The sequence below is a fragment of the Arthrobacter sp. Z1-15 genome (assembly GCF_054792395.1).
The window spans coordinates 2,372,643-2,388,161 of sequence record NZ_CP096454.1 but is presented as its reverse complement, the minus strand read 5'-3'; the positions used below and the strand labels follow the sequence as shown (position 1 = coordinate 2,388,161).

Below are 15,519 nucleotides of genomic sequence, written 5' to 3'. Positions count from 1 at the left end.
TGGGTGGCATTCGGCGCGATCTCCAGACTGAGGCCGTTTGTGCCGGGCTCGCCGGCTGAAGAGGACGGCCGGGCCGGCTCCTCGGCAGAGGCTGAAGGCGAGGCCGGCTTACTGGAAGCGGTCTCCGGCTCCTCCTGCGCGGTGCACCCTGCCAGTAGAAGGCCCAGTACTGCTGCCGGAAGCAAAGCCTTCCGTGAAAGCGGCAAACCCGGCCGGCTGCCGGGCTTTCCCTTTTTGTGTGATGTGCCGTGGACATTTCTGTTTGTGCTCATCTCCGCTACTTCCTTTCGAAGTAATCCGAAGAACAATAGTCCGTCCATGGCATGATGTAAAGGTTTGGTAACGGAGGCCGTGCCGGCAAGGAATGTGCCGCGGAAAATGAATTGACGCGGCTTCCAATTTCCAGTTCCCGGCGGCGCTTTCCGGTCAGGCGAATTCAGGGACGCTGAGCTGCCGGAACGCCGACCTGTGGAAGACCAGCGGCTCATGGGCGTCGTCGTGGGAGGTGTGGCCGTGAACCCGCAGCAGCACCACTGTGTGGTCGCCCGCGGGCACCTCGTTCTCCACTGAGCACTCCAGCCACAGGGCGGCACGGTCCAGGAACAGGGCACCGGACTCGTCGGTGTGCAGGTCAAGCCCGGCGAAACGGTCGCCGGTTTTGGATGCGATCTGTTTGCAGATTCCCTCGTGTTCGGAGCCCAGGATGGATACGCCGATCCGCGTTGCCGGCCGGAGCACCGGCCAGGTGCGGGACGTGTTCTGTACGGCAAACAGGACCAGGGGCGGGTCCATGGACACGCCCACGGTAAAGGACGAGGCAACAATTCCCTGCGGCTCTCCGTCGACCACCGCGCACAAAGCGGCAATGCCGGACGGGAAACGTGAAAAGGCGCGGCGCAGGGCTGCCGGCTGAAGGTCGCTAACAAGGGACATGGTGGAAAGATCCTCTGCCTTAAGCGCGGTGCCGGCGGCCATTACGGCCGCGGCGCCACCAGCGCGGTACTTGCCGCAGCCGGGAGAGTCTCGCCGGGCGGCCGAATCGTCACCTGGAGCACCCCGCTACGGCGAGAGGGTTGCCGTCCAGCCGGCCAGGGCCCGTGGCTGGAACTCTTGATTCTTCTCCCAAGGTAGGCGCGGCCGATGCAGGGTTGCAAACGGATGCCTTACTTCGTAAAACTCCGCTTCATAAAACTCCCGGCAGCCAGGGGATAGAGTTTGGCTATGAAACAGCGGTGGTTTAAACAGGTGGACGTCTTTGGCAGTGAACCGTATCTGGGCAATCCCCTTGCCGTGGTTCTGGAAGCCGAAGGCCTTTCGGACTCCGACATGGAGTCTTTTGCGCGGTGGACCAACTTGTCGGAAACCACGTTCGTGCTGCCGCCCACTAGGGACGGGGCTGACTACCGGGTCCGCATCTTCACCCCGGGCGGCGAGATTCCCTTTGCCGGGCACCCCACGCTGGGAACCTGCCACGCGTGGCTGGAGGCCGGGAACAAGCGGCGCTATCCCGACGTCGTCGTGCAGGAATGCGGAATCGGCCTCGTGACGCTGCACGCCAATGCCGGCATTGCCGCTTTCGCCGCACCGCCGCTGCTGCGCTCGGGACCGCTTGAAGACGAGGTCCTTGACCAGGCGCTGAAGGCCCTGAACCTGGACCGCACCCAGATCCTTGCCTCCAATTGGATCGACAACGGACCCGGCTGGCTGGGACTGCTGCTCCCGGATGCCGCAGCGGTGCTGGCACTGAAGCCGGATCCGGTTGTCATGGGAAGCCTGCGCGTGGGTGTCATCGGCGCGCAGCCTGCGGACGCTGAAACCGACTACGAGGTCCGCGCCTTTGTGCCCGGGCTCGGCATCACCGAAGATCCCGTCACCGGAAGCCTTAACGCCGGCCTGGCGCAGTGGCTGATTGGCGCTGAGCTGGCACCGGAGCGGTACATCGTCAGGCAGGGTACGGCGGTCAGGCGCGACGGCCGGGTCCGCGTTTTCACGCGCGACGGCAAAATCTGGGTGGGCGGATCCACGGTCACATCCATCGACGGCACCGTCACCCTGTAAAACCTGCTGAGGACCCGCATGTTCAATCTGCACTCCCTGCCGCTTCCCGTCCTCGGCGCGCCGATGGCGGGAGGCGTATCCACTCCCGAACTGGCGGCTGCGGTCAGCAACGCCGGGGGACTCGGATTCCTGGCGGCCGGCTACAAGAGCGCCGACGCTGTCCGTGAGCAGATTCTCCGGACCCGCAGCCTGACCGGTGCCGGGTTCGGTGTGAACCTCTTTGTGCCGGACCATGCCAATACCTACGCCGCCAATACCTGCGCCGCTGCCGAGGCAGGCGGCAAGCTTGCCGCGGCGCTGGCTTTCCGGGACCGGCTGGCGGCCGGCACCGGGCTGGAGCCCGGACACCCGAACCCGGACGACGACGACGGCTGGCCGGCCAAACTGGATCTGGTCCTGCAGGAGCAGCCGGCGGTCGTGTCTTTCACATTTGGGCTGCCGGATGCTGCCGTGCTGGCCGAGCTCGCCGGCCGGGACATCTGCACCGTCATCACGGTGACGGACCCGGATGAAGCCCGGGCAGCAGCCGGGGCCGGAGCCCGGGTTCTGTGCGTCCAGGGACCCGGGGCGGGAGGCCACCGCGGCACCCTGGACAGCGCCAAAGCGCCCGGCGACGTGCCGCTGGACGAACTCCTGCGCGGAATCGCGGAAGTATCCGACCTGCCGCTGGTCGCCGCCGGCGGAATAGCTGCTCCGTCGGACGCCGCCGCGGCGCTGGCCTGCGGGGCTGCAGCGGTGCAGGTGGGAACGCTCCTGCTGCTCAGCCCTGAAGCGGGGACCAATCCGGTGCACCGCCTGGCGCTGCGGGAAGCGGCGCTCGGCTCCCGCTGGCAGGAAACGTCACTGACCCGGGCCTTTTCCGGCCGGCCGGCCCGGGGACTGACCAACGAATTCATGCGCACTTACCCGGACGCGCCCGATGCGTACCCGTACATCAACCAGATCACCGGACCGCTGCGGGCCGCCGCAGCAGCGGAGGGCAACCCCGACGGGGTCAGCCTGTGGGCCGGCACCGGCTACCGGCAGGTGAGCGGCGATGCCGCCGGGATCATTGTCCGCCGGCTCGCCGGGGTCGGGGACCGGGAGTACTGAAACTGCCCGGGGGACTGAAGCTGCACGGCAGTTCGGACCGCTAGGGCACCGTAATCCGGATGAAAACAGAGGCCGCGTCCTTTGCGGCCCTGGCCAGCACGGCCAGCTTGGGATCCTGCACGTCCAGGGGACGCAGCCGGGCCAAGCCGCTCCACGGCTGGAAAATCCGCTCGTTCGCCAGCAGCTCGGTCAGTGCGCGGTCGCCGCCAAACACCAGGTACTCGGGCTGCTGATCGGTGAAGATCCGGGCCGCCTGTTCGGCAGCGGTCTGCACGAGGGCATCAGCCTGGTTGCTGCGCCGGCGTGCAAAGCGCTGCTGTGAGCCGCCGCCTGCTGCGGTGCGGGACTGGACGTACCGGTTGCCGGCCTTGGACGCGAGCAGCAGTCCGTCGCGGGCCACGCCCGCCGCATATCCGCCGCGGCGCAGCAAGACAATGCCGAGGGTGCGGGACTGACCGGCCAATGACACCAGGCGTTCGACGTCGTTGGTGCCCCGCCCCGGCCTGCCGTCGTCCGGCCAGGGGGCCAGGATTTCCGCCTCGGCGCCGTTGGCGGCCGCGAGGTGCAGCCCGCCGTGCTCGGGGGTCAGCGCCAGCTCACCGTTGCCTGCTGCAAACCGGTCCAGCCAGCCGGGCAGCCGCTCGGGCGATACATACGTGGTTCGGGTGGCGGGCATTCGACAATTCTTCCGGTGCGGCTGAGCCGGCGGTTGCCGGGCCTTCTCCACGCTACGGCACGAGTAGCCTTGGGATGTGAGTGATTTGTTCAGCAGCGACAGTGACAGCTACACCGACAGTGACAGCGGCAGCGGCACCGGCACGGACAACCGGTACGACGACGGCGGGTCGGACTCCGCCGCGGGCGACGACGGCCGGAAGCGTCCGCGCAGCCCCCTGGCTGTGCGGATGCGGCCGCGGACGCTGGACGAAGTCGTGGGACAGCAGCACCTGCTCGGCCCGGGATCCCCGCTGCGCTCCCTGGCCGAATCGGCCGACGACCGCGGCCCCGCCGGCCCGTCGTCGGTCATGCTCTGGGGACCTCCGGGCACGGGTAAAACCACGCTCGCCCATGTCGTTGCACGCGGTTCCGGACGCAAATTCGTGGAACTGTCCGCCATCACCGCCGGCGTGAAGGATGTCCGCCGGGTGATGGACGACGCCCTGACCAACCGCGACCTGCACCGCATCACCACCGTGCTGTTCCTGGACGAAATCCACCGGTTCAACAAGGCCCAGCAGGATGCGCTGCTGCCCGGCGTGGAGAACCGCTGGGTGGTGCTGGTGGCCGCCACCACCGAAAACCCGTCCTTTTCGGTGGTTTCGCCGCTGCTGTCCCGGTCCCTGCTGCTGACGCTGAAACCGCTGACCGAACAGGACATAGCCTCGCTGCTCCAGCGTGCCGTGGAGGACGAGCGCGGGCTGGCCGGACGCGTAACGCTGACCGAAGAGGCGCTGGAACACCTGGTGCGCCTGGCAGCGGGCGACGCGCGGCGCGGACTCACTGCGCTGGAAGCGGCCGCGGGCGTCGCCTACTCCGAACGGGCCGACGGCGAGGAGACCCCGGTGGTCACGCTCAGCGACGCGGAAAAGGCGCTGGACGTGGCAGCCCTGCGCTATGACCGCGCGGGAGACCAGCACTATGACGTCACCAGCGCCTTCATCAAATCCCTGCGCGGCTCGGACGTCGATGCCGCCCTGCACTACCTCGCCAAGATGGTCGAGGCAGGGGAGGACCCGCGGTTCATTGCCCGGCGGCTGGTGATTTCCGCCGCCGAAGACGTGGGCATGGCTGATCCCACGGCCCTGCAGACCGCGGTGGCCGCAGCGCAGGCGGTCCAGCTGATCGGCATGCCCGAAGGGCGGATTATCCTGGCCGAGGCCGTGGTGCATATTGCAACCGCCCCCAAATCCAACGCCGCCTACAACGGCATCAATGCCGCCATCGCCGATGTCCGCGCCGGACGCGGGCAGGGCATTCCCGCCCATCTGCGCGACGCCCACTATCCCGGAGCCAAGCAGCTCGGGCACGGCAAGGGCTACGTCTACTCTCACGACGAACCGCACGGCGTTGCCCGGCAGCAGTACCCGCCGGATGACCTGGTGGGCCGCAACTACTACGAGCCCACCGGCAACGGCGTGGAACGGGACATCACGGCGCGGCTTCAGCGGCTGCGCGGGATCATCCGCGGGAAGTAGCCGGGGGAGTCTCCGGGGGAGTCGGCGGGGGAGCCGCCGGAAGGAACTGCGTCCGGCCCCGTGCTAGGATTGATGGTTGACTGGCAAGCGCGACGCCGGACCCCCTTCCCCGCTGTAAGCGGGGAGCTGTGCCCGGTGCCGTGTCTGTAGCAGAAGGCAGCGGTTGGCCCGAGCTCTCCCTAATGGAGGCCAGTACTTACGAATCAGTCATCACGGTATCCCGGTGAGAACCAGGGCTGCGGTGGCCAAACCGCCAAAACAGTGAAAGGTGAACGTGGCTAACAACACACGTGCACGCCGTCAGGCCCGCGCTTCGCGCGCCCTCGGCATTGCTTTGACCCCCAAGGCAGCCAAGTACTTCGAGCGTCGTCCTTACCCGCCGGGTGAGCACGGCCGCGCACGTCGCAAGCAGGACAGCGACTACGCGGTACGCCTGCGTGAAAAGCAGCGTCTGCGCGCCCAGTACGGCATCCGTGAAGCACAGATGACCCGTGTCTTCGAGGAAGCCCGCCGCACCGCCGGTCTGACCGGTGAAAACCTGATCGAGCTGCTCGAGATGCGTCTTGACGCCCTCGTGCTGCGCGCCGGCTTTGCCCGCACGATCGCCCAGGCCCGCCAGCTTGTTGTGCACCGTCACATCATGGTTGACGGCGCCCGCGTGGACCGCCCGTCGTTCCGCGTTTCCGAAGGCCAGCTCATCCATGTGCACCAGCGCAGCGAGACCATGACGCCGTTCCAGGTTGCCGCTGCCGGCGCCCACCGCGACGTCCTGCCCGCCGTTCCGGGTTACCTGGATGTTTCCCTGGACAAGCTGCAGGCACGCCTCGTGCGCCGCCCGAAGCGCTCGGAAGTTCCCGTGACCTGCGAAGAGCAGCTCGTCGTGGAATACTACGCACGCTAATCTCGAGTCTTTCTCGATTTTTCGAACAGCCCGCGGCCCAAGCCGCGGGCTGTTTGGTTAAGCGGCACCTGCCGCTTGCCCTAGGGTCGGGCCGCCGCTGCCCGTCCCGCCGCTGCCGTTCCGCCGGCCGCCGGCTTCGCCTGTGCCCGGGGGGCACAAGTAAGTGCTGCGGCCGCGGAGTAGGTAAGGTACATAGCGGAAAGTCTTAGTTTTTCAACCCCAAGAGGAGTGCCATGTCGGGTGGAGATATTGCCGGTCTGATTGCTGCCGGTGTGTTCGCGGTGCTGGTAGTGCTGCTGGCCGTCCCGATCTGGAAGCTGGGCAAGGTCTTTGACGAGCTGCGCGGAGCCATCCGGAACATCAGCGACGAAACCACTCCGCTGATCGAGGAAGTCACCACCACGGTGTCCACCACCAACCTGCAGCTGCAGAAGGTGGACGGCATTTCCTCGAACGTCTCTGACGCAACCGCCAACATCTCCGCCCTGTCCTCGCTGGTGGCCGCCACTGTCGGGTCGCCGCTGATCAAGGTCTCAGCGTTCAGCTACGGAGTCCGTTCGGCCCTTTCCTCCCGCAGTAAGAGCCGCGGCCGCCGCAGCCGCTAACCCCGCCACCAGCACAGGAGCGAAACCCATGATCAAGCGAGTCTTTTGGATGTCCATCGGCGTCACCATCGGCGTCATCGCCGTCCGCCGGTTCTCGGACGCCAGGAACACCCTGGGTCCCGCCGGACTCAACCAGGCCGTCGGCACCGCCGCCGACGCCCTGCAGAACTTCGCCGACGCGTTCCGCGACGGCATGAGCGAACGTGAGGGCGAGCTGCGCACCGCCCTGGGCATGGACACCGGCGACACCGTTGCCGAGACCATGGCTGCCGTACGCCGCTGACATCCACAACCGGCCATCCGGCACCTCGTGCCGGCAGCCTCAACTGAGCGAAACGCCTGAATTACCGGAAGGGTAAAAAGCACCATGAAGTCCCACGAGATTGCACGCCGCTGGCTGGATTTCTTCAGCGACAAGGGCCACACGGTGGTTCCCTCCGCGTCCCTCGTCACCAATGATCCGTCGCTGCTCTTCACCGTGGCCGGCATGGTGCCTTTCATTCCTTACCTCACGGCCCGCGAGAAGGCCCCGTACAAGCGCGTCACCAGCGTGCAGAAGTGCATCCGCACCGCGGACATCGAAGAAGTCGGCAAGACCGCCCGCCACGGCACGTTCTTCCAGATGGCCGGAAACTTCTCCTTCGGTGACTACTTCAAGGAAGAAGCCATCGGCTTCGCCTGGGAGCTGCTGACCAAGCCCGTTGCCGACGGCGGTTTCGGACTTCCGCCCGAGAAGCTGTGGATCACCGTCTACGAGGACGACGACGAAGCCCTGGCCATCTGGCGCGACAAGATCGGCGTTCCCGCCGGCCGCATCCAGAAGTTCGGCAAGAAGGACAACTACTGGTCCACCGGCCAGCCCGGCCCCGCCGGCCCCTGCTCCGAGATCTTCTACGACCGCGGACCGGCCTACGGCGTCGACGGCGGTCCGGCAGCCGATGACGACCGGTACGTTGAGATCTGGAACCTCGTGTTCATGCAGTACCAGCGCGGCGAAGGCACCGGCAAGGACAGCTTCGAAATCCTTGGCGAGCTGCCGCAGAAGAACATCGACACCGGCCTGGGCCTGGAACGCCTGGCCATGATTCTCCAGGGCGTGGAGAACATGTATGAGACGGACCAGGTCCGCCCGGTGCTGGACAAGGCCTCGGAACTCTCCGGCAAGGAATACACCTCCGCCGAGGACCCCTCCGACCCGCACCACACCGACGACGTCCGCATGCGCGTGGTCGCCGACCACGTCCGTTCGGCCCTGCTGCTCATCGCCGACGGTGTGAGCCCCTCCAATGAAGGCCGCGGCTACGTGCTGCGCCGCCTGATCCGCCGCGCGGTGCGCAGCATGCGCCTGCTGGGCGTGGAAACCGCCGTCCTGCCCGAACTGCTGCCGGTCTCCCGCGACGCCATGAAGGGCACCTACCCCGAGGTCGAGACGGATTTCGCCCGCATCAGCCGGATCGCCTATGCCGAGGAGAAGGCGTTCCTGCGCACCATCGCCTCCGGAACCGAGCGCCTCGAGGAAGCCGTCAAGGAGTCCAAGAGTGCCGGCAAGCCGCTCTCCGGCGAAGACGCCTTCACCCTGCACGACACGTACGGGTTCCCCATTGACCTCACGCTGGAAATGGCTGAAGAAGCCGGGCTGAAAGTTGATGAGGCCGGTTTCCGTTCGCTCATGCTCGAGCAGCGCCAGCGCGCCCAGGCCGATGCCCGCGGCAAGAAGCACGGCCACAACGACGTCTCGGTCTTCAACGAGCTGCTGGCAGCCGGCTCCACCGTCTTTACCGGGTACGACGAGCTGACCAGTGAATCCTCCGTCCGCGGCATCATCTCCGGCGGCTCGCGCGTCCCGCACGCCGGCCAGGGATCGGAAATCTCCCTGGTGCTGAACGAGACGCCGTTCTACGCGGAAGCCGGCGGCCAGGCTGCCGACACCGGCCTGATCACCGGCGACGGCTTTGTCCTGGAAGTGCAGGACGTCCAGCGTCCGGTCAAGGGCCTGAGCGTGCACAAGGCGATCGTCCGCGAAGGCGAAATCGCCGAGGGTTCGGCAGTGCTGGCTGCCGTTGACGCCCAGCGCCGCCACGAGGCCGAGCAGGCGCACTCCGGCACGCACATCGTGCACGCCGCACTGCACCAGATCCTCGGCCCGGAAGCGCTGCAGCGCGGCTCCTTCAACAAGGCCGGCTACCTGCGCTTTGACTTCGCTTGGGGCGAGGGCCTCTCCGATGCCGCAAAGTCGGAAATCGAAGAGGTGTCCAACCTGGCCATCCGCAGCAACTACCGGGTCGAGACCAAGGTCATGTCCCTGGCGGAAGCGAAAGCCCTGGGCGCCACCGCGCTGTTCGGCGAAGCCTACGGTGACACGGTGCGCGTCGTCGAAATGAACGGCGACTGGTCCCGCGAACTCTGCGGCGGCACGCACGTCGAATCCACGTCCCGCATCGGCAGCCTCACCCTGCTGGGGGAGCAGTCCGTCGGCTCGGGCAACCGCCGGGTCGAAGCGTTCGTGGGCATGGATGCCTTCCGCCACCTGGCCGCAGAGCGTGCCCTGGTCAACGAACTCTCCGAAATGCTCAAGGTTCCCTCCGTGCAGCTGCCGGACCGCCTGGCCGCCACGCTGGCCAAGCTGAAGGCAACCGAAAAGGAACTCGAACGGCTGCGCCGCGAGCAGCTGGCCGCGTCGGCCGCAGCTCTGGTGGGCAAGGCCGTGGACGTCGACGGCGTGCGTGTTCTTGCCCACGATGCCGGATCGGGAGCGGGCGCCGATGACCTCCGCACCCTCGCGCTGGATCTGCGGTCGCGGCTGGGAAGCGGAGCCGCCGTCGTCGCAGTTGCCGGTGTCTCCAATTCCCGTCCCGTGGTGATTGTTGCCACCAACGAGGAAGCCCGCGCCGCAGGAGTCAAGGCAGGTGCGCTGGTGAAGCTGGCCGCCGGAGTACTCGGCGGCGGCGGCGGCGGCAAGGACGACGTCGCCCAGGGCGGCGGCTCGGACGCCTCGAAGCTCGGCGAGGCACTCACTGCAATCCAAGCCGCAGTTGCCAATCGGGGCTGACATGGAGCCGCAGGACTACCCCCGCGGGGTTAAGTTGGGGGTAGACGTCGGCCTGGCCCGGGTGGGCCTGGCCGTGAGCGATCCGGACGGAATGCTGGCCATGCCCGTCAAGACCCTCAAACGCGACGCGAAAAAGAACAGCGACATCCGGGTCCTCGCGCGTGAAGCGGCAGACCGCAGCGCGGTCCAGATCTTTGTTGGCCTGCCGCGCAGCATGCGGGGTACCGAAACCGCTTCCACGCAGATGGCCCGGGACTACGCCGACCTGCTGCTTGCGGAACTGGACCGCGGCGGAATCAGCATTCCCGTTTGCCTTGTGGACGAGCGCCTCACAACGGTGAGTGCGCACCGTAACCTGCACGAGGCTGGCTTGAACAGCAAAGATCACCGTAGAGTGGTGGATCAAGCAGCCGCTGTAGCTATTTTGCAGCAGGCTATTGACATGCAGCGTTCACTTGGACGCGATGTGGGGGAGCCAGTCACATCATGCCGGCAGCAGCGCCAGACAGGCGCCCTGCCGGCCCCGACACAGGAGTCAATCATTTCCCAGGACAATAAGCGCGGAAACGGGGCCGCGCTGTGAGCCACAGGTATCCGGATTTCCCGCCCATGGGGGCTAAGCCGGACTATGAGCCGACAGCCCACCACGGCCGGGGCGACGAGCAGTATGCCGCCCTCCCTGAGGGCAAGCCGCCCGTGGAGGAGTTCTTCGACGAGGAACAGGGGACGCGCCGCAGCCTGCGCCCGTCGAGGGAGAAGCAGCGCCGCCGGCGCCGCCGCACCATCGTGATGCTCGTCGTGTTGGTCTTTTTTGCCGGCGTGGTTTTCGGACTGACCATGTTCCTCCGCGACCTGCTCGGGATGAACGAGATCAAGGACTATGAAGGAGCCGGAACCGGAAGCGTCAGTTTCACGGTGGCTGAAGGCGACGGACCGATGGTGATCGGGACCAAGCTGGAAACGGCGGACATCGTCGCTACCTCCAAGGAGTTCGTCAACGCGTTTGCGGAGGAGTCCGCCGGACGGGAAATCCAGCCCGGATCCTACGAAATGAAGCAGCAGATGTCCTCCTCTGCGGCTCTGGATGCGCTGCTGGGCGAACAGGGCGCCGCGGTGCACTACGCCGCCATTGCCCGCGACCTGCGCCAGAACGAAGTGTTTGACATCCTCACCGAGTCGACCGGAATTCCCCGGACCGAGTTCGAGGCTCTCGCCAAGGACCCCGCGGCCTTCGGACTACCGCCCGCGGCCGTAAGCCTCGAGGGCTACCTGCACCCGGGCGAGTACCGCTTCCCGCTGGAGCAGGACGCAACGTCCATCGTGACCGAAATGGTCGACAACACCTTTGCCACGCTCGAGGAAGCCGGCATCACCGACCCGGCCGAGCAGTACCGCATCCTGACCAAGGCCAGCATTATCCAGGCCGAGGCCGGCGAAGCCGACTATGCAACGGTGGCCGGCTCCATCCAGAACCGGCTGCGGGCGGACAACGTGGAAACCAGCGGCCTGATCCAGTCCGACGCCACGGTGACGTACGGACTGAACCGCAAGAGCTATGACCTGACGCCGGAGGAAAAGGCGGACAAGTCCAATCCGTACAACACGTACGCCAACCCCGGACTGCCGGTCGGCCCGATTGGTTCTCCCAGCAAGGAAGCCATCGACGCGGCCGCAAATCCCGCCGACGTGCCGTACTACTACTGGGTGACGGTCAACCTGGACACCGGCCAGACCGAGTTCTCCTCCACGCTGGCGGAGCATGCGAAGTACGTGCTCCAGTACCAGGAATGGTGCGGCAAGCAGGAACCGGGCAGGTGCGGGTAGTTGACGGCTAGCCCGCTGCGGGCAGCCGTGCTGGGGCATCCGATCGGCCACTCCAAATCGCCGCTGCTGCACCGTGCCGCGTACGGGTACCTCGGGTTTGAGTGTGCGTACGACAGGATCGACGTCCCCGAAGAGGACGCGGCAGCCTTTGCCGCGTCCCTCCGGCGGACGGATGCCGGGCAGCCCCGGTGGGCCGGCCTGTCGGTGACCATGCCGCTGAAGGCCGCACTGCTCCCCGCCATGGACCGTCTCACGTCCACGGCCGCAGACCTGCAGGTCCTGAACACGGTGACCTTCGACTACACGGACGGCGGCGTAGTCCTCACCGGGCACAACACCGATGTGACCGGCATCGTTAAGGCGCTGCTCCATGCCGGTGCCCAGGCCAACCCAAACGTGGTCATCCTCGGTGCCGGCGGCACAGCCTGCGCCGCCGTCGCAGCCGCGGCACGGCTCAACGCCGCATCCGTTTCGGTCTGTGCCCGCCGGTTCACCGCAGGGCCGGACGGACTTCCGCCGGTGGCCGAGGTCGGACGCCGCACCGGAACAGAGGTGCGGCTGCGCCCCTGGGACGAGGCGGCAGCGGCATGCGCGGAGGCCGACGTCGTCATCTCCACGCTTCCCCCGCACGGTGCCGATGCCCTCGCCGACCAGCTGGCCGCGGCGACCGGCGGGGCAGCTGCTCCGGGCGCGGTCCTCCTTGATGTTGCCTACGATCCCTGGCCCAGCCGGATCGCCCACGTCTGGACTGCCCGTGGCGGACGGATTGTCCCCGGGCTGGAAATGCTGCTGTACCAGGCGGTTGAACAGGTGCGCCTGTTTACCGGCGGGGCGTTCCGTGAAGAGAACGCCGTCACAAACGTGATGTGTGACGCTGTCGGGGCACCGCGGCGCTGAAGCCGGGTACGGGACATGGCAGTATTGAAACCATGTTGCGTTGGTTGACCGCCGGTGAGTCCCATGGGCCTGCACTGGTAGGAATAGTTGAGGGCGTCCCTGCAGGCGTCGAAGTGAATACTGCCATGATCCAGGAGGCGCTGGCGCGCCGTCGTCTCGGTTACGGCCGCGGCGCCCGGATGAAGTTTGAACAGGACGCCGTCCGGATCCTCGGGGGAGTCCGGCACGGACTGACCCAGGGCGGACCGGTAGTCATTGAGGTGGGCAACACCGAGTGGCCCAAGTGGCAGCAGGTCATGTCGCCGGACCCGGTGGATCCCGCCCTGCTCGCCGAATCCGCCCGCAACGCTCCGCTGACCCGCCCGCGTCCCGGACACGCCGATTTTACCGGCATGCAGAAGTACGGGTTTGATGAAGCCCGTCCCGTTCTGGAGCGTGCCAGTGCGCGGGAAACCGCGGCCCGCGTCGCGCTCGGGGCGGTGGCCTCCTCTTTCCTGAAGTCCCTGGGTGTGGAACTCGTCTCCCACACCGTCAGCATTGCCGGCGTGGGCAGCCCCGAAGGTTCGGCGATTCCCGGTGCCGGCGACGTCGCCGCCCTGGACGCGGACCCCATGCGCTGCTTCAACCCCGACGTTTCCGCCGCCATGGTCGCCGAGGTGGATGCCGCCCACAAGGACGGCGAAACCCTGGGCGGCGTGGTGGAAGTCGTGGCCTACGGACTGCCGCCGGGACTGGGCAGCTACACCCACTGGGACCGCCGGCTCGACGCCCGCATAGCCGGAGCCCTGATGGGCATCCAGGCCATCAAGGGCGTGGAGATCGGTGACGGCTTCCTGACCGCCGCACGCCGCGGCTCGGCAGCACACGATGAGATCCTCCAGGATTCCGAGGGACGGGCGGTCCGGTCCGGAAACCGGGCCGGCGGCATCGAAGGCGGCATGAGCATCGGCGAAGTCCTGCGGGTCCGCGCTGCCATGAAACCCATTGCCACCGTGCCGCACGCCCTGCAGACAGTGGACATCAGCACCGGAGAGCCCGCCCGTGCCCACCACCAGCGCTCGGACGTCTGCGCCGTGCCGGCCGCCGGCGTCGTGGCCGAGGCAATGGTCGCCCTGGTGCTGGCCGAAGCCGTCACCGAGAAGTTCGGCGGTGATTCCGTGGCCGAGACGGCCCGGAACCTGCGGTCCTACCTCCAGAGCATCCCCGGTGCCCTGGAATCGGCTGGCACCAGTGACCGGACAGACTGAAACCTGCCGCCACATTGTCCTGATCGGCTTCATGGCAGCCGGCAAGTCGGTGGTGGGACGCGAGTTCGCGTCCCGCCGCCAGCTGAAGTTTATTGACACGGACCAGCTCATCACCGAGCGCCACGGACCGATCCCTGAACTCTTTGCCGCACGCGGGGAATGCTACTTCCGGGAGGTTGAAGCGCGCACTGTCGCTGCCGCCCTGGCCGAACCGTCCCGCACCGTCATTTCCCTGGGCGGCGGAGCCGTGCTGGACACCGGTACGCAGCAGCTGCTGCGCGGCGCCACCGTGGTCTTTTTGGACACCGATCTGCAAACCGTCCTGCCCCGCATCACCCGCTCCGGCAACCGCCCCCTGCTGGCCGGCGACCCCGTGCGCCGCTGGCAGGAACTGGCAAAAGCCCGGCGCCCCGTTTACGAATCCCTGGCCGACATCACCATAGACACCAGGGGACTCAGCGTCACGGCCATCATCGACCGCCTGACGACAATCCTCAACGAAGGAGCTTAACCCCATGGCCTCCGATCCCACCGTCATCCCGGTGACCGGCGAAAGCCCCGCAAGCAATTACGACGTCGTGATCGGCAACGGACTGCTGGACCGCCTGCCCGCCATGCTGGGGGAGCGGGTCCGCCGGGTCCTGGTCATCCATCCGCGTGCGCTCCGGGCCACCGGTGACACTGTGCGCGACGAACTGGCCGCCACCGGACTCACCGCCGTCACGGCGGAAATCCCTGATGCCGAAGAGGGCAAGCACATCCAGGTTGCTTCCTTCTGCTGGCAGGTCCTGGGGCAGAACGACTTCACGCGCTCCGATGCGATCGTGGCAGTGGGCGGCGGCGCCGTCACCGACCTGGCCGGGTTTGTGGCGGCCACCTGGCTGCGCGGCATCAAGGTGGTTCACGTTCCCACCTCGCTGCTGGGCATGGTGGATGCGGCAGTGGGCGGCAAGACCGGCATCAACACCGCCGAAGGCAAGAACCTCGTGGGCGCCTTCCATCCGCCCGCCGGTGTGCTGGCCGACCTCGATGCCCTGGGCACCCTGCCCAAAAATGAGCTGCTCAGCGGCATGGCCGAAGTCATCAAGTGCGGTTTCATCGCCGACCCCGCGATCCTGGACCTGGTGGAGGCCAATCCCGAGGCCGTGGGCGACGGCGGCTCCGACGTCGTGCGCGAACTGGTGGAACGCTCCATCTCGGTCAAGGCCGAAATTGTGTCCTCGGACCTGCGCGAAGCGGGACGCCGGGAATTCCTCAACTACGGCCACACCCTGGGCCACTCCATTGAACTGGCCGAGCGCTACCAGTGGCGCCACGGCGCGGCAGTATCCGTGGGCCTGGTTTTCGCCGCCGAACTGGGCCGCATGGTCGGCCGCCTCGACGACGCCACGGCGGACCGGCACAAGGAAATCCTCACCTCGCTGGGACTGCCCGTCACTTACCGCAAGGATCGCTGGTCCGCCCTGCTGGACGGCATGCGCCGGGACAAGAAATCCCGCGGTGACCTGCTGCGATTCGTGGTCCTGGACGGCCTGGCCAAGCCCTCCATGCTCGAGGTTCCCGACACCTCGCTGCTGTTCGCGGCCTACCAGGAGATTGCCTCCGAGCCGCAGGGCGGCATCCGCCTCAGCCTGTAGCTGCCCGGAGCAGG

15 protein-coding genes and 1 riboswitch are annotated in these 15,519 nt (G+C 67.0%); of the genes, 13 read left to right on the top strand and 2 right to left on the bottom strand.

Annotated features, from left to right (window positions below):
* Positions 1-426: 426 nt before the first annotated feature.
* Positions 427-933 carry a flavin reductase family protein gene (locus M1D40_RS10910; RefSeq protein ID WP_461168839.1) on the bottom strand — a complete coding sequence of 169 codons (507 nt, stop codon included), beginning with the start codon at positions 931-933 and terminating at the stop codon, positions 427-429.
* A gap of 61 nt (positions 934-994) precedes the next feature.
* Positions 995-1,116: riboswitch (SAM riboswitch) on the bottom strand.
* Between the two features lie 105 nt (positions 1,117-1,221).
* On the opposite strand from M1D40_RS10910, the gene M1D40_RS10905 reads away from it, so the two are divergent.
* Together M1D40_RS10905 and M1D40_RS10900 are read left to right on the top strand one after the other, a co-directional pair.
* The gene (locus M1D40_RS10905; protein WP_341394963.1) at positions 1,222-2,058 is read left to right on the top strand and encodes a PhzF family phenazine biosynthesis protein; all 837 of its coding nucleotides are present in this window, start codon (positions 1,222-1,224) and stop codon (positions 2,056-2,058) included.
* Between the two features lie 18 nt (positions 2,059-2,076).
* The gene (locus tag M1D40_RS10900) at positions 2,077-3,150 is read left to right on the top strand and encodes a nitronate monooxygenase (RefSeq protein ID WP_461168838.1); all 1,074 of its coding nucleotides are present in this window, start codon (positions 2,077-2,079) and stop codon (positions 3,148-3,150) included.
* A 40-nt stretch (positions 3,151-3,190) separates the two neighbouring features.
* On the opposite strand, the gene M1D40_RS10895 is transcribed toward M1D40_RS10900, so the two are convergent.
* Positions 3,191-3,826, bottom strand: a complete 636-nt coding sequence (locus tag M1D40_RS10895) for an acVLRF1 family peptidyl-tRNA hydrolase (RefSeq protein ID WP_461168837.1) — start codon at positions 3,824-3,826, stop codon at positions 3,191-3,193.
* A 76-nt stretch (positions 3,827-3,902) separates the two neighbouring features.
* Between M1D40_RS10895 and M1D40_RS10890 the strand changes: the two genes are divergently transcribed.
* The 11 genes from M1D40_RS10890 (at position 3,903) to aroB (ending at position 15,505) form a co-directional block, all read left to right on the top strand.
* Entirely contained in the window at positions 3,903-5,345 is a 1,443-nt protein-coding gene (locus tag M1D40_RS10890) for a replication-associated recombination protein A (protein WP_461168836.1), read from the top strand.
* 274 nt (positions 5,346-5,619) lie between these two features.
* Complete coding sequence (rpsD, locus tag M1D40_RS10885) at positions 5,620-6,246, top strand: 30S ribosomal protein S4 (RefSeq protein WP_104054795.1); 627 nt, start codon at positions 5,620-5,622, stop codon at positions 6,244-6,246.
* 233 nt (positions 6,247-6,479) lie between these two features.
* On the top strand, positions 6,480-6,851 hold the full coding sequence (locus tag M1D40_RS10880; protein ID WP_341394967.1) for a DUF948 domain-containing protein: 372 nt from the start codon (positions 6,480-6,482) through the stop codon (positions 6,849-6,851).
* A 28-nt stretch (positions 6,852-6,879) separates the two neighbouring features.
* Positions 6,880-7,134 (top strand): hypothetical protein, encoded by a 255-nt coding sequence (locus tag M1D40_RS10875; RefSeq protein WP_341394968.1) that lies wholly within the window; start codon positions 6,880-6,882, stop codon positions 7,132-7,134.
* Positions 7,135-7,218: 84 nt separating this feature from the next.
* Positions 7,219-9,900, top strand: coding sequence for an alanine--tRNA ligase (alaS, locus tag M1D40_RS10870; protein ID WP_461168835.1), 2,682 nt, complete (start codon positions 7,219-7,221; stop codon positions 9,898-9,900).
* A gap of 1 nt (position 9,901) precedes the next feature.
* Complete coding sequence (gene ruvX / locus M1D40_RS10865) at positions 9,902-10,483, top strand: Holliday junction resolvase RuvX (RefSeq protein ID WP_341394970.1); 582 nt, start codon at positions 9,902-9,904, stop codon at positions 10,481-10,483.
* Between the two features lie 26 nt (positions 10,484-10,509).
* Entirely contained in the window at positions 10,510-11,724 is a 1,215-nt protein-coding gene (gene mltG, locus M1D40_RS10860) for an endolytic transglycosylase MltG (protein WP_341394971.1), read from the top strand.
* Positions 11,725-12,621 (top strand): shikimate dehydrogenase family protein, encoded by an 897-nt coding sequence (locus M1D40_RS10855; protein WP_461168834.1) that lies wholly within the window; start codon positions 11,725-11,727, stop codon positions 12,619-12,621.
* A 32-nt stretch (positions 12,622-12,653) separates the two neighbouring features.
* On the top strand, positions 12,654-13,868 hold the full coding sequence (aroC, locus tag M1D40_RS10850) for a chorismate synthase (protein ID WP_461168833.1): 1,215 nt from the start codon (positions 12,654-12,656) through the stop codon (positions 13,866-13,868).
* Complete coding sequence (locus M1D40_RS10845; RefSeq protein ID WP_341394974.1) at positions 13,852-14,379, top strand: shikimate kinase; 528 nt, start codon at positions 13,852-13,854, stop codon at positions 14,377-14,379. Before aroC ends, M1D40_RS10845 begins: the two co-directional genes overlap by 17 nt.
* A gap of 4 nt (positions 14,380-14,383) precedes the next feature.
* On the top strand, positions 14,384-15,505 hold the full coding sequence (gene aroB, locus M1D40_RS10840; protein WP_341394975.1) for a 3-dehydroquinate synthase: 1,122 nt from the start codon (positions 14,384-14,386) through the stop codon (positions 15,503-15,505).
* Positions 15,506-15,519: the final 14 nt, after the last annotated feature.

Coding starts and splice junctions, on each gene's coding strand:
- M1D40_RS10880 (WP_341394967.1), top strand. CDS start 6,480: ATGTCGGGTGGAGATATTGCCGGTCTGATTGCTGCCGGTGTGTTCGCG.
- alaS (WP_461168835.1), top strand. CDS start 7,219: ATGAAGTCCCACGAGATTGCACGCCGCTGGCTGGATTTCTTCAGCGAC.
- M1D40_RS10910 (WP_461168839.1), bottom strand. CDS start 933: ATGTCCCTTGTTAGCGACCTTCAGCCGGCAGCCCTGCGCCGCGCCTTT.
- mltG (WP_341394971.1), top strand. CDS start 10,510: ATGGGGGCTAAGCCGGACTATGAGCCGACAGCCCACCACGGCCGGGGC.
- M1D40_RS10905 (WP_341394963.1), top strand. CDS start 1,222: ATGAAACAGCGGTGGTTTAAACAGGTGGACGTCTTTGGCAGTGAACCG.
- aroB (WP_341394975.1), top strand. CDS start 14,384: ATGGCCTCCGATCCCACCGTCATCCCGGTGACCGGCGAAAGCCCCGCA.
- M1D40_RS10900 (WP_461168838.1), top strand. CDS start 2,077: ATGTTCAATCTGCACTCCCTGCCGCTTCCCGTCCTCGGCGCGCCGATG.
- ruvX (WP_341394970.1), top strand. CDS start 9,902: ATGGAGCCGCAGGACTACCCCCGCGGGGTTAAGTTGGGGGTAGACGTC.
- M1D40_RS10875 (WP_341394968.1), top strand. CDS start 6,880: ATGATCAAGCGAGTCTTTTGGATGTCCATCGGCGTCACCATCGGCGTC.
- aroC (WP_461168833.1), top strand. CDS start 12,654: ATGTTGCGTTGGTTGACCGCCGGTGAGTCCCATGGGCCTGCACTGGTA.
- M1D40_RS10895 (WP_461168837.1), bottom strand. CDS start 3,826: ATGCCCGCCACCCGAACCACGTATGTATCGCCCGAGCGGCTGCCCGGC.